9 protein-coding genes and 3 pseudogenes are annotated in these 12854 nt (G+C 72.9%); 9 read left to right on the top strand and 3 right to left on the bottom strand.

Annotated elements, in window-relative coordinates; translation table 11 throughout:
• The first annotated feature begins 328 nt into the window (after nt 1-328).
• Nucleotides 329-1000, top strand: a complete 672-nt coding sequence (locus tag KYY02_RS25375) for a HEAT repeat domain-containing protein (RefSeq protein ID WP_371241714.1) — start codon at nt 329-331, stop codon at nt 998-1000.
• 3 nt (nt 1001-1003) lie between these two features.
• Nucleotides 1004-2002, top strand: coding sequence for a MerR family transcriptional regulator (locus tag KYY02_RS25370; RefSeq protein ID WP_371241712.1), 999 nt, complete (start codon nt 1004-1006; stop codon nt 2000-2002).
• A 210-nt stretch (nt 2003-2212) separates the two neighbouring features.
• On the opposite strand, the gene KYY02_RS25365 is transcribed toward KYY02_RS25370, so the two are convergent.
• A complete protein-coding gene (locus KYY02_RS25365) occupies nt 2213-3565 on the bottom strand; it encodes a phosphatase PAP2 family protein (RefSeq protein ID WP_371241710.1) in 1353 nt (450 codons plus the stop codon).
• Nucleotides 3566-4693: 1128 nt separating this feature from the next.
• On the opposite strand from KYY02_RS25365, the gene tap reads away from it, so the two are divergent.
• The 4 genes from tap (at nt 4694) to gap (ending at nt 9662) form a co-directional block, all read left to right on the top strand.
• Nucleotides 4694-6898 (top strand): telomere-associated protein Tap, encoded by a 2205-nt coding sequence (gene tap / locus KYY02_RS25360; protein ID WP_371241708.1) that lies wholly within the window; start codon nt 4694-4696, stop codon nt 6896-6898.
• Nucleotides 6899-6910: 12 nt separating this feature from the next.
• The gene (gene tpg / locus KYY02_RS25355; protein ID WP_371241706.1) at nt 6911-7468 is read left to right on the top strand and encodes a telomere-protecting terminal protein Tpg; all 558 of its coding nucleotides are present in this window, start codon (nt 6911-6913) and stop codon (nt 7466-7468) included.
• A gap of 142 nt (nt 7469-7610) precedes the next feature.
• On the top strand, nt 7611-8567 hold the full coding sequence (locus KYY02_RS25350; protein ID WP_371241704.1) for a GlxA family transcriptional regulator: 957 nt from the start codon (nt 7611-7613) through the stop codon (nt 8565-8567).
• 96 nt (nt 8568-8663) lie between these two features.
• The gene (gap, locus tag KYY02_RS25345) at nt 8664-9662 is read left to right on the top strand and encodes a type I glyceraldehyde-3-phosphate dehydrogenase (RefSeq protein WP_371241702.1); all 999 of its coding nucleotides are present in this window, start codon (nt 8664-8666) and stop codon (nt 9660-9662) included.
• A 140-nt stretch (nt 9663-9802) separates the two neighbouring features.
• On the opposite strand, the pseudogene KYY02_RS25340 reads toward gap, so the two are convergent.
• A pseudogene (locus KYY02_RS25340) lies at nt 9803-10090 on the bottom strand (AMP-binding protein); the annotation flags it as partial.
• Entirely contained in the window at nt 10090-10338 is a 249-nt protein-coding gene (locus KYY02_RS25335) for an acyl carrier protein (protein ID WP_371241700.1), read from the bottom strand. The pseudogene KYY02_RS25340 and the gene KYY02_RS25335, both read right to left, overlap by 1 nt.
• 273 nt (nt 10339-10611) lie before the next feature.
• Between KYY02_RS25335 and paaC the strand changes: the two are divergent.
• The 3 genes and pseudogenes from paaC to KYY02_RS25320 form a co-directional block, all read left to right on the top strand.
• Nucleotides 10612-11178: pseudogene (paaC, locus tag KYY02_RS25330) on the top strand (1,2-phenylacetyl-CoA epoxidase subunit PaaC); the annotation flags it as partial.
• Nucleotides 11175-11701 (top strand): annotated as a pseudogene (gene paaD / locus KYY02_RS25325) (1,2-phenylacetyl-CoA epoxidase subunit PaaD). The pseudogenes paaC and paaD, both read left to right, overlap by 4 nt.
• 8 nt (nt 11702-11709) lie before the next feature.
• A complete protein-coding gene (locus KYY02_RS25320) occupies nt 11710-12846 on the top strand; it encodes a 2Fe-2S iron-sulfur cluster-binding protein (protein WP_371241698.1) in 1137 nt (378 codons plus the stop codon).
• Nucleotides 12847-12854 lie beyond the last annotated feature (8 nt).

Genomic DNA, 12854 nt, shown 5'->3' with positions numbered 1-12854 from the left:
GCGTGGTCCGGCGGGCCGCTGCTCGCCGGACGAGGGCGCGCCGACCCGATCACGCCGACGGCGCGGACGATCCGGTGGACACCGGTGTCGAGCCGCGGAAACAGGGGCCCTCGCCCGGACCGCGTTCCGGGGGACCCGGGGCGCCGTGGCGGAGGGCGGCGATCCCGTCGCCACGGGTGCTCGGGCCGCGCATCCTGGTGTGGGCTTGTCGACGCGGCGCTCGGCGGTGTTCTGTCGGCACGGGGCGGGTGGGTGGTGATCGCGCAGCGACCCGTTTGACCTTGACACGGTGACAAGGTCTTCACTGCTTGCCAAGGAGGTGGCCGCGATGACCACGACGGGACAGGACACGGATGCGGTACGAGTGCTCCAGGAACTGGAGGACGGCCGTTCGTCCGTGCGATTGCGGGCCGCTCTGGCGGCCGGTACGACGCCGACGCCGTGCTTCGTCGACAAGCTCGTCGAACGATGCGCGCTCGAACCCGAGTTCTTCGTCCGTGACATGTTGACCTGGGCACTCACCCGCCATCCGGTGCCCATGACGCTCCCCGTCCTGCTCCGCGAGGTCCGCTCGGAGCGTGCACGGGCACGGAGCCAGGCGCTGCACACGCTGTCCAAGATCGGGGACCTGCGGGCATGGCCGGCGATCACAGGGGAGCTTCTGTCCGACGCCGACGACGAGGTGGCGCGGAGCGCCTGGCGGGCCGCGGTCGTGCTCGTGCCGGAAGGCGAGAAGCCCGGATTGGCCGCGATGCTGACGAGGCAGCTCGGGCGCGGTGGGCGGGAGACGCAGCTGAGTCTCAGCCGGGCGCTGGTCGCGCTGGGCGATGTCGTTCTGCCGGCCCTGTGCGCCGCGACGACGTCCCCCGACCGGCGCGTGCGGGCGCACGCAATCGCCACCGAACGGCTGTTGCGCGACCCGGACGCCGGATCCGGGTTCGCGATAGAGGAGGCGAAGCGCGTCGTGGCCCTCGGCGAAGTCGGTGAGGAGGGACGATAGGGCGTGCTGATCGGCGAGGTGGCGCGACGGTCCGGGGTCAGTGCCCGCATGCTCAGGCATTACGAGTCGCTCGGTCTGGTGCGGCCTTCGGGCCGTACGGGCTCCGGCTACCGGGAGTACTCCGGCGAGGACATCCGGCGGATCTTCCATGTCGAGAGCCTGCGGTCGCTGGGACTGTCGCTGCGTGAGATCGGACGCGTGCTCGACGAACCCGGCTTCACGCCCTCGGCGCTCGTCGACGACCTCATCACCCGCACGCGCGAACGCATCGCGGCCGAGAACGAGTTGCTCACACGGCTCCGCCGGATCGACGCGACGGAACCCGCCGACTGGGAGGAGGTCCTCCGGAGCGTCGCACTCCTTCAGGCACTCGGGTCGAAGAGCGCCGGCGCGCGTCAGCGTGCGGTTCTTTCCTCGGCCGACGAAGTCCCGGTGGAGGCCCTGGTCGAAGCGGTGCTGTGCGAGGCGGATCCCAGCGTCGCGGGAGCCCTTCGATGGGCGCTGGCGCGATCCGGTGACGAGGGCACGGCACTGCTGGCGGAAGGCCTGGACTCACCGGTGGCCGCAGTGCGCGAACGTGCCGTCCGGTCCCTCGCCGAGATGCCCGGTGACGAGGCCGCCGCCCGGCTGCGGGACGCCCTCACGCACCCCGATGCCGTGGTCCGACGGCACGCGGCCCTGGCGCTCGGGACACGCGGAGTGGCCGATACGGTCCCCACGCTCATCGACCTGATCGTGGAGGGGAGGAACGACACCGATGCCGCCGACGCGCTGAGCGGGCTGGCGAGCGACCCCGCGACGGCGGAGCGGATCGCCACCGGGCTCGTCGACCGCCTCGCCCACGACGGCACCGAAGCGCCCGCACGCCTGCGGCTGACCCAGGCGCTGGCGGACATCCCGGGAACCACGGCGTCACGCGCCCTCGTACAGCTGTCGTGTGAGGGGGATCGTGCCGTCGCGCTGACCGCGACGTATCTTCTCCGACTGCGCGACGCACGATGACGGATCCCTCCCGGGACCGCGCACACGCCACGGTTTCCGCGACCGGGACGGCGAGGTGCCCCGGCCCGGGGCGGGGGAAACCGCACGTGCCCCGCACCGGCGTTCCTCGTCGGAGCACCGGTGGCCCGACACGGCCGCGCCGGGGACCGGCCCGTGCGGGGTACGGCGGCTTCGGGACGGGGTGCGGCCGGCAGGCCGGTGCGGTACGCCTCAGACCGGTTCGGGTTGCGGTTCCGGTTGCCGCGCCGGTGCGGTCCTCGGCTCCCACGACGCGGTGGTCCGTACGTAGCCGTAGATCACCGAGGCGGTCGCCAGCACGAGCAGCGGCCCGGCCAGCCAGGGACGCTCGGCCATCGCCAGCGGCAGGAACCGGTAGGACAGCAGAAACGCGGTGAAGACCGTCGTGCCGTAGGCGACCAGCAGGATCCCCGATCGGTCCCATCCCCGGTCGAACGAGCGCAGGGCCGCCTCGATCGTGAGCGTGAACACCACACCGGCGATGAGGTCCGCGCCGTAGTGGTAGCCGAATCCCAGCGTCGCGGCGAGCGTGGCGACCAGCCAGAACGTCCCTGCGAACCGCAGGGCGCGGGGGCCCTTCCGGGAGTGGATGAAGATCGCGGTGGCCCATGCCGTGTGCAGGCTGGGCATGCAGTTCCGGGGGGTGATCCCGTCGAACGGCATGGGGTGCGGGGTACTGATCGGCGGCAGGGTCTGCGGCCACAGGTCGGCCACGGCCCAGGGCTCGCTGGGCGGCATGTCCGGCGCCCACAGGCTGACGGTCGACCAGTGCTCGGCGCCCGTTCCGTAGGCGAAGACCGGTCCGACCACCGGGAAGATCATGTAGAAGACGGGTCCGACGAGGCCGATCACCAGGAACGTGCGTACCAGGTGGTGGCGCGGGAAGCGGCGTTCGACCGCCACGTGGCGCAGCTGGTACAGCGCGGCGACCACCGCGGCCACCGCGAGGTTGCCGTAGACGAAGTCGAGGAAGTTGAAGCCGATGGGACCGGTGGCCGTCACGATCCGGCCCACCAGCCACGACGGGTCGCCCAGCGCGTGGTCGGCGGTGGCCACGTACTGGTCGAGCACCGTCAAGCGGGTCTTCGAGGTGATGAGCAGCCAGGTGTCACCGGTCTTGCGGCCGGCCACCAGCAGCAGGGCCAGCCCGACCCCTTTCAGGAGCAGGACCCGCTCCCGGCCGGTGCGGCGGGTGACGGCGACGACCGCACTGCCCAGGATCACCCAGAGGGCGCCGTTGCCGAAGGGGTGGCCGCCGGTCGTCTCGGCGTCGACCGCCCACCGGACCACCAGGAAGGCGACGTCGACACCGATCGCCGTACCCACCGCGACGAACCGCTCCCGCCAGGTGAGCACCACCGTCATCAACGCCATGGCGGCGTACAGCAGACCGCCGGACTTGGGGGCGTACACGACCTCCCGTACCTGATTGGTGAGCGGCCCCGGCAGGCCGTAGTGACGCGCGGCGAATTCCAGCGCGACGAGGAACCCGAGGGTCACGGCACCCGCCGTGGTCCAGAGGGCCGTCCGCGGCCGATGTCCCATGGAGAACGCGGTTCTCCGGTTCGTTCGCGAAAAGTTCTGCGGTGGTATGTGTCTCACTCTTGGCTGCTTTGCTAGATGTCGGTCATGTCAGGGCGGCGTTCGTTCGTCACTTTCCGGTCGGAGCCGCCTTCCCCCGCGCACAGGGCGGTCCGTCGGAGCAAGACGGAAAGAACGCGGCCCGGGTTCCGGCGGGTTCGCCGTCGCCCCGCGCGTCACCCGCCGACTCCGGTGCGAGGTGTCGTCCCGGCGGTCCCGTCCACGGCCCGGGTAGTGCCCGGAAGTTCGCTCGGCGGACGTGCGGGGACCGGCCGGGACACGGCCACGAGGCCGTCGTGCGGGGAACAGTGGCCTCGTGCCGCCCGCCGCCGGGGCAGGCCCTGTCGGGGCGCACGCAGGTGTGACGCGGCCACTTCATCAGCGTTCCCACCGCGTCCCCCAAAGTCCTGAGGGACCTCGCGCCCTCTCGATCCGCCCCTGTGCGCCACCCGCGCCCCCGGGTGTGCCCCGGAGCGGACGGCCACAGTCGGCGGTGGTGCCCCCCGGCCCCCAGCACGCCGAGAGAAGCACAGCGAATCCGAGCAGGTCAATAGCCGTGCGGGCAGACAAGCACCACAGGTTCCCGGGGCGTGCCGGGAGGAGGAGCCGAGACCGCGGACGGCCGGTGCGAAGAGCGGTCGCGCCGCGGCCGGGCCGCCACCGCCCCGCGCCGATCCCCGCCACATGGCCGGCCGGTCTCCGGTCCCGCGTTCCAGGTCCTGGTGGGCCCGCGGGGCACGGCGGGGCCTGGAAGGCGCCCCTCCCCCGGGGCGCCGGGCGTGCTCCCGGAGCGGCCCCCCGGCAGCGGCCTGATGGCGTCCGTCTCCGTCCCCACTCGCCCTCACCCTCCCCTGGACTCCTGGAGGAGGATGGCGGCGCGGTTCACCCGGTTCCCTCTGCGGCGGCGTCGTACGGCACCGGGACGGCCGGAGCCCGCAGGGGGCGGGCCCCTCGGACGTGCGACTCGTCAAGCCGAGTGGAGTCGACCGAGGAGCCGAACGGGAGCGGACTGCGCATTCCGTACGCTTTTCGTACGGTGAATGCACGTCACTTGTGCGGCATGGGGATAGGGTGTCGGGCAGGAGGTGCTCCATGTCCGAGTTGTTCGACGCGGTCGACGCGCTGGTCGCGTCCCGTGCTCCCTTGCCGCCGGCGGAGGAGCGCAAGCGGCTGCGCCAGGCCCACGGGCTGACACTGGACGATGTGGCCGGCGCGCTGAAGGTACGCCGGGCGACGGTGTCCGGCTGGGAATCGGTCAAGAAGACGACCGAGCCGCGCGGCCCGGAGCGCGAGGCGTACGCGCGGCTGCTGGACAAGCTCGCGGAGCTTTATCCCGCGCCCGCCGCGGTGCCGGCCATGTCCACCGGTGAGCCCGCTCCGGCGGAGCGGCCCCTTTCCACGGGGCAGGAGCCCAAGGGCACGGCCGTGACCGCACACGAGAACACCCGGTCCCCTGCCACCGCCGCCGCACCGGGTCCGCAGAGCACTGCCGGAGGCACGTCGGCGTCGCGTCGGACGGACGCGCGGAAGGCGGCTCCGGCCGGCACCCCGGCGGGCGGCGCCGATCCGCGGTTCGAGAACGGGCCGCTCGCGGTCGTCGACGTCGACACGGACGGCCGGGCGCTGGCGTACTGCACCGGCGGCCTGGTCCTGGACGTGCCCGCCAAGTCTCTTCCGTCCCTGGTGGAGTGGACGCTGAAGGAGGCCCGGCTCGGGCAGCCGAGGCTGTCCGGGCCGGGCAAGGACGCCGACCCGCTGCTCGTGCTCACCGAGGCCGCGCTGAAGCGCTACGGCCTCCCCGTCGCCCTCACCGAGGAGGAGCGGCTGGCCGGGCGGCTCCCGGAGGGCCACAAGGTCGTCAAGCAGCTGGCCCGCGCCGACTGGAAGCTGACCAAGCGCGGCTTCGGGCCGTGGGCGAGGATCTACCGCCCCGCCACCGGTTCGGAGCGGTCCTGCGTGCAGCTGTGCATCCCGTCCTGGCACGCGCTGGATCCCCGTCACTGGGGCGGGGCCGGGCAGCTCCCGCCGGCGGAACTCGCCCGCGTGCTGGGCGTGTACGCGTCCCGGGTGATGACGCCGCGCGGCTCCACCGCCGTCACCGGCCTGGAGCTGATGACCGCCCTGCACCCGCCGACCCGCGCCTCCGAGCCGGACGCGACGGGCAAGCGGCACTCCGAGCACAACCCCGGCGGCCTGGGCAAGGACCCGGTGGACTGCGCCCCGTGCGAGGCCCCCGACGGGCACCCCCTTCTGGTGGACCTGCCGCGGTTCCACGTCCGCGGTCCGGCGGAGAAGCTGTTCGAGGAGGCGTACGACTGGGCGCGGCCGATGACCGACGCCGAATGCATGTGCCGCCACCTGGTCGGCATCGACGTCAACATGGCCTTCGCCGCCGGCGCCAACGGCCTGGTCGTCGGCCTCGGCGCACCGACTCACGTCAGGGCTCCGGCATTCGACCCGAAGCTGCCCGGCTCCTGGCTGGTCGACCTGTCCCACGTCGACCTGTCCCGGGTGAGGACCGGCAAGGACAAGTGGACGGAGCTGGACGGGAGTCTGCTGCCCAGTCCGTTCACGCCGAAGGGCGAGCGCCCGGAGGGCCCGGCCTGGTACGCCACCCCCACCGTCGCCTACGCGGTCGAACTCGGTTACGACGTCCGCCCGATCGAGGCGTACGTCCGTTACGACAACGGCCGCTACCTGGACGGCTGGTACCAGCGGTTGCGGGACGCCTACCTGGCCACGATGGCCGACCTCGGCGTACACGCGGACATGGCTCCGGCGGACTTCCTGACGGCGATGGACGGTCACAAGGAACGCGACCCGCAGCTGGCGATCGTCGCCTCGGCGATCAAGGCGACCGTCAAGGGCGGCCTGGGCAAGCTGCGCGAGCGTCCGCGCGGCGAGGGCTGGCGGCCCGGGCAGCCGTGGCGGGCGCTGTCCCGCCCGACCTGGCGGCCGGACATCCGCGCGGCCGTCATCTCCCGCACCCGGATCAACCTGCACCGTAAGATCGTCAAGCATGCGGCGTTCACCGGCCAGTACCCGGTCGCGGTCCTCTCCGACTGCGTCGTCTACGCCACCGACGGCACCGGCCCGCTGGACTTCCTGCCCTACCGCGACGGCAGACCGCTGCCCGGCGGCTTCAAGCTCGGCGTCAACCCGGGCCTGGTCAAGCACGAGGGCACCCAGACCGTCCTGTGGGGCGAGGAGGTCCGCGAGCGGTTCGACGCGCCGGAGCTCAACCTCGCCCGGTACATCAAGGACGGCACCGTCACCGGCATCGACAACGGAGAGTAGGAGAAGGCGACGATGAACCTGTTCGGGGACGGCCTGGACGCCGCGGTGCACAAGGCGTTCACCCGCCCGGCGCCCAAGAGCGCACCCGCCCAGATGCGGTACCTGGTCAGACAGCTCAAGGGCACCGGAGCCGTGGCGCAGATGCTGCGGATCTCCCAGCGCACCGTCGAACGGTACGTGAAGGACCAGATCAGGAAACCCAGACCGGACCTCGCCGCGCGACTGGATCGTGAGGTGAAGAAACGGTGGCAGCCGCAGATCAGGGCCAGGGCCCGGCAGAAGGCGGCCACCACCGGCGGCATCGTCATCGACACCCGCGCCCGCCTCGGCTACACCGCGCCGATCGGATCGACGGACCAGGACCGCATCCGGCACCTGACCGTCGCCCTGCCCCCGCAGTACGCCGCACGCCTCTTCGACGCCCAGCAGGCCGGCGCCGACGACCAGCGGCTCAAGGAGATCGCGGCCGAAGCCATCAAGGAGGTGTACTTCCAGGACAGCGGCCGTCGCGCCGGCCAGCTGGAGGAGGTCCGTTTCACCGACATCGAGCATCTGGAGTTCGACCTGTAGCGGCCGCACCCCGGACAGTCCCGGGCCGAAGCGCGGCAGCCGTGCGGCGGACCACGCCCCGAGGGGGAGGCGGACCGTCGGCCGGGCACGCTCGACGAGGCACCGGCGCGATCGACGTCACGCCCCACGTAGCCTCTCTCCCATGCCGGCCCCCCGTCTGCACCGCGTCGCCGTCCTCGTGCTCGAAGGTGCGAAGCCGCTCGACGTCGGAATTCCCGCACAGGTCTTCACGACCCGCGCGAGCATGCCGTACGAGGTGCGGGTGTGCGGGGCGGCACCCGGTCCCGTGACCGGCGGCGACGGCCTCGCGTACCACGTCGCCCACGGCCTCGACGCACTCGTGTGGGCCGACATCGTCTTCGTTCCCGGCTACCGGTTCCCGGACCGCGAGGACCCGCCGAGGGCCGTCGCCGACGCACTGATCACCGCCCACGCCCGGGGCGCGCGACTCGCCGCCATCTCGACGGGCGCTTTCGCGCTCGCCGCCACAGGCCTGCTCGACGGCAGGCGCGCCACGACGCACTGGCACTACACGCGGGCGCTCGCGGCCAGGCATCCGCTCGTCCGGGTCGACGAGAACGTGCTGTTCGTCGACGAGGGCAGCGTGCTCACCTCGGCCGGCGCCGCCTCCGGCATCGACCTGTGCCTGCACATCCTGCGCGGCGACCTCGGGGTGGCCGCGTCCAACCACGCGGCCCGCCGCCTGGTCGCGGCCCCCTACCGCAGCGGCGGCCAGGCCCAGTACGTGCCGCGCACCGTCCCCGAGCCGCTCGGCGAGCGCTTCGGCGCCACTCGCGAATGGGCGCTGCACCGGCTCGGCGAGCCCCTCACTCTCGACACGCTGGCACGGCAGGCCGGGGTCTCGCCGCGTACGTTCTCCCGACGCTTCGTCGAGGAGACCGGTTACACGCCGATGCAGTGGGTGATGCGCGCCCGCATCGACCTGGCCCGCGAACTGCTCGAACGGTCGCAGCGCAGCGTCGAGCAGATCGCCGCCGACGTCGGGCTCGGCACCGGCGCGAACCTGCGTCTGCACTTCCAGCGTCTCCTCGGCACCACACCGAGCGAGTACCGGCGCACCTTCACCCGCCGCGAATAGCACTGTGGCACGATCCTTTTGAACGATGGCGATCACGCCACTGTCAGCGGCGCGAGCCGCGGGCGAGTCTGGTGGTGAAGGGAAGGGACACCACTCATGACTCGCATCGCCATCAACGGATTCGGCCGCATCGGACGCAATGTGCTGCGCGCCCTGCTCGAACGCGACAGCGTCCTCGAGGTCGTCGCCGTCAACGACCTGACGGAGCCCGCCACGCTCGCCCGGCTGCTTGCCTACGACAGCACGGCCGGCCGGCTCGGGCGTCCGGTGACCGCCGACGGGGACGCCCTCGTCGTCGACGGCCGCCGGATCACGGTGCTGGCCGAGCGCGAACCGGCGCAGCTGCCGTGGGCCGAACTCGGGGTCGACATCGTCCTGGAGGCCACCGGCCGCTTCACCTCGGCCGAGGCGGCCCGCGCCCACCTCGACGCGGGCGCGAAGAAGGTGCTCGTCAGTGCGCCGTCGGCCGGCGCCGACGTCACGCTCGCGTTCGGGGTCAACACCGACGCCTACGATCCGGCCGCGCACACGATCGTCTCGAACGCCTCCTGCACCACCAACGCGCTCGCGCCGCTGGCCGCGGTCCTCGACGAACTCGCCGGCATCGAGCACGGGTTCATGACGACGGTGCACGCCTACACGCAGGAGCAGAACCTGCAGGACGGCCCGCACCGCGACGCCCGTCGCGCCCGGGCGGCCGGCGTCAACATCGTGCCGACCACGACCGGCGCCGCCAAGGCGATCGGCCTGGTGCTGCCGAACCTCGACGGCAAGCTCTCGGGCGACTCGATCCGCGTACCGGTGCCGGTGGGCTCGATCGTCGAACTCAACACGACCGTCGCCCGGGACGTGACGCGCGACGAGGTGCTGGCGGCATACCGCGCCGCGGCGCAGGGGCCGCTCGCCGGCGTCCTCGAGTACTCGCAGGACCCGCTCGTGTCGTCCGACATCACGGGCAATCCCGCCTCGTCGATCTTCGACTCGGCCCTCACCCGCGTCGAAGGCCGCCACGTCAAGGTGGTCGCGTGGTACGACAACGAGTGGGGCTTCTCGAACCGTGTGATCGACACGCTGGAGCTCCTCGCCACCCCCTGACCGGACGCCGGGGCGGCGCCCCTCCTCCAGCGACCGCTCCACCCGGAACGTCCCCCGAGCTCTCCGGTCGCCCCGGTCGGGCGACCGGAGAGCTCGAGGCGCCGTGCGGAGCCGTTCTTCGGCGCCCTTGGCCGAAGCGGACGCTCGACGATCCCGGCGATCTCGGGCCCGGCCAGGCTGTGGTTCAGCGGCACGAACAGCGCGCCGAGCCGGGCCAGCGCGGAGTAGCTCTCCAGGACCTCGATCCGGTCCTTGGCGAGCACGGCCACCCGGTCACCCCGCCCTATGCCCAACTCCGCTAGTCCCAGTGCCCGTTCAATGGTGCGGTCATGGAACTCGGCCCAGGTGACGCTGCGTTCCTCGTACACCAGCGCGGTCCGGCCGGGCCGGCACTGGCGGTTGCGCTCCAGCAGTTGCGTCAGCCACATCACGCACCGCCGCTCGCGCCGGCGACCGCCCGCTCGGCCACGAAGCGCTCGTAGTCGCCGATCGTGTGCAGCCCCTCCATGTCCTCGGCGGTGATCTCCACGCCGAGCCGCTGCTCGACCAGGAGGACGAGGCGCACCAGGTCCCCGGAGTCGATGCCGCTGGCGGCCAGGTCGACGTCGTCGCCGACCTGGTCGGCGTACTCGGCCGTGCCGGTGAGTTCGACCAGCAACTCCCTGATGGTGCTCATGGTTTCCCCTTTCGCCTCGGCGTGCCGGCCGCCGCGGTGTACGACTGTCACCCGCTGAAGAGGCGGGTGAGGCCCGGTCCCACTCCCCGGGCCGGCCCGTGAGCTTTGTCACGTGCCCGAACCCCGCGCGGCGGGGATAGCCGGGGCGCGGGCCCGTCCTCTTACCGCAACGAAGCCATCCGCTCCGCCCGGCCCGCTCCCGGCCGGACGCGGGCGGATCCGAGTCGAAGGAGTGATGCGAGTGCCCAGGGAGCCGGTACGGGGCCGGGCCCCGGGGCGGTGCCCGAGGACGACCTCGCCTACACCCGCCCGGAACGCCGGTTCACCAACGCCCTGCTGACCGAACTCCCCAACGGTGACTTCGCGACGACCGTGGCCCGCCAACTCGCCTACAGCCACTACGCCGTCCTGTACTACGAGGTGCTCGCCCACTGCGCCGACACCGAACTCGCCGCGTTCGGGGCGCGCGCCTGCAAGGAGGTCGCCTTCTACCGGCTGCACGCGGACCGCTGGACGGTGACACTGGGACGCGGAACCGAGGAGAGCGCCCGCCGCATGCGACACGCCCTGGAACGGGTGTGGCCGTACACCGGTGAGCTCTTCGAGGAGGACGAAGTGCTGCGCCGCCTGGCCGCGTCCGGCACCGTGCCCTCCCCGGCCCCCCTGCGCGAGACGTGGCTCCACCGGGTCACCGACGTCGTCACCGGGGCGGGACTCCGCGTGCCCACCCCCACCTGGTCGGCCAGGGGCGGCCGTTCGGGCCTGCACACCGAGGAGTTCGGTCCGCTGATCGCCGAACTGCAGTCGGTGCGGCGACAGTTCCCCGGAGGCACCTGGTGAGCGGGTCCGCACCGGCCGCAGCCCGTCGCTCCGCCGAGGAGGTGCGCGAGCGGGTGGAGGTGGTCCCGGACCCGGAGCTGCCGGTGATCGGTCTGGGCGATCTCGGCGTGGTGGGCTCCGTCGCCCCGGACGCCGACGGCGTGCTGGAGGTGGAGATCACGCCCACCTACCTGGGCTGCCCCGCGCTGCCCGAGATCACCGCCGCGGTACGGGAGTCCTGGTCGCCTGCGGCCACCCCGACGGCCGCGTCCGGAAGGTCCTGACACCACCCTGGACGACGGACCGCATCATCCCCGAGGGACGGCGCAGGCTCGCCACGCACGGCATCGCCCCGCCCGTGTCCCCGGCCCCCGCCGGCCCGGTCCCCGCCGGCCCGGTCCCCGTCGAACCGGTCGCCGTGCCCTGCCCGCACTGCGGCTCACGGGCCACCCGGCCGCACAGCCTCTTCGGACCCGCCCGCTGCCAGTCGGTGCTGTGGTGCACGGCGTGCCGCGAGCCCTTCCCCCACCTGACCGCACTGTGAGACGCACCGTGAACACCACCGTCATCCCGCCCGCCTTCCTGGACGAGGCGCCGACCGGCCCGCCCCGCCGCGCCGGCTGGCACCCGCTCGACGTCGCCGAGGTCCGTCACCTGACCGCCGACACAGTGGCCGTCACCCTGGACGTGCCCGCCGCGCTGCGCGACGTCTTCACCCACCGCCCCGGCCAGCACGTCACCGTCCGGCACCGCCGCGCCGACGCCGAACTGCGCCGCAGCTACTCGATCTGCCCGCCACCGCACGCACCCGGGACGCTCCGCCTGGTGATCAAGCGGTCCGGTCCCGCCGGCTTCGGCGACTACGCCACCACCCGGCTCGCACCCGGCGACCACCTCGAACTCTCCCCGCCCACCGGCACCTTCGCTCTGCCGGAACTGCCAGGTGCCCACCACGTCCTCCTCGCGGGCGGCACCGGCATCACCCCCTTGGCTCCGATGGCCGCCCACGCGCTGCGCCGGGATCCGGCCTGCCGCGTCACCCTCGTCCACTCGGCCCGCACCTCCGCCGACGCCCTGCTGGCCGATGAACTGGCCGAGCTGAAGGACGAGTTCGTCGACCGCTTCACCGTCCTGTACGTGCTGACCCGCGAGGACACGGGGAGCGGGGGCGGCCCGCTCGCGGGGCGGCTCGACGCGGCCGGGCTGCACCGCCTGCTGGCGGCCGTGGACGCCCGTCCCGGCCCGGACACCGCGTTCGCCCTGTGCGGACCGCCCGGCCTCCTCGACACAGCACGGCGGGTCCTGGCCGACCGGGGAACCGATCCGTCTCTCGTCCGCCGGGAGCTGTTCACGTCCGGCGGTACGGCACAGCGGGCGCCGGAGCCGGCCGGACCGGCAGCGGAGGAGGGGAAGGTGCGGGTCACCGCCCTGCTCGACGGACGCCGCCGTACCGCCACCGCCCTGCCGCACGACCCTGTCCTCCTCGACGCGCTGCTGCGCACCCACACCGACGTGCCGTACGCCTGCCGCGAGGGCCTGTGCGGCTGCTGCCGCGCGAAGGTCCTGTCCGGGCAGGTGACGGCGGACCGCCAATACGCCCTGGACGAGCGGGACCGCGTCGCCGGCTGCACCCTCGTCTGCCGGGCCCGGCCGCGCACCCCCGAGATCACCCTCGACTTCGACGCCTGACCCGCGCA

This window comes from Streptomyces pimonensis (assembly GCF_041380215.1).
Classification (GTDB): Bacteria; Actinomycetota; Actinomycetes; order Streptomycetales; family Streptomycetaceae; genus Streptomyces; species Streptomyces pimonensis.
Note: the sequence above shows the minus strand (reverse complement) of the source record. Positions and strands in the feature narration are given on the sequence as shown.

Coding starts and splice junctions, on each gene's coding strand:
- KYY02_RS25375 (WP_371241714.1), top strand. CDS start 329: ATGACCACGACGGGACAGGACACGGATGCGGTACGAGTGCTCCAGGAA.
- KYY02_RS25365 (WP_371241710.1), bottom strand. CDS start 3,565: ATGGGACATCGGCCGCGGACGGCCCTCTGGACCACGGCGGGTGCCGTG.
- tap (WP_371241708.1), top strand. CDS start 4,694: ATGTCCGAGTTGTTCGACGCGGTCGACGCGCTGGTCGCGTCCCGTGCT.
- tpg (WP_371241706.1), top strand. CDS start 6,911: ATGAACCTGTTCGGGGACGGCCTGGACGCCGCGGTGCACAAGGCGTTC.
- KYY02_RS25350 (WP_371241704.1), top strand. CDS start 7,611: ATGCCGGCCCCCCGTCTGCACCGCGTCGCCGTCCTCGTGCTCGAAGGT.
- gap (WP_371241702.1), top strand. CDS start 8,664: ATGACTCGCATCGCCATCAACGGATTCGGCCGCATCGGACGCAATGTG.
- KYY02_RS25335 (WP_371241700.1), bottom strand. CDS start 10,338: ATGAGCACCATCAGGGAGTTGCTGGTCGAACTCACCGGCACGGCCGAG.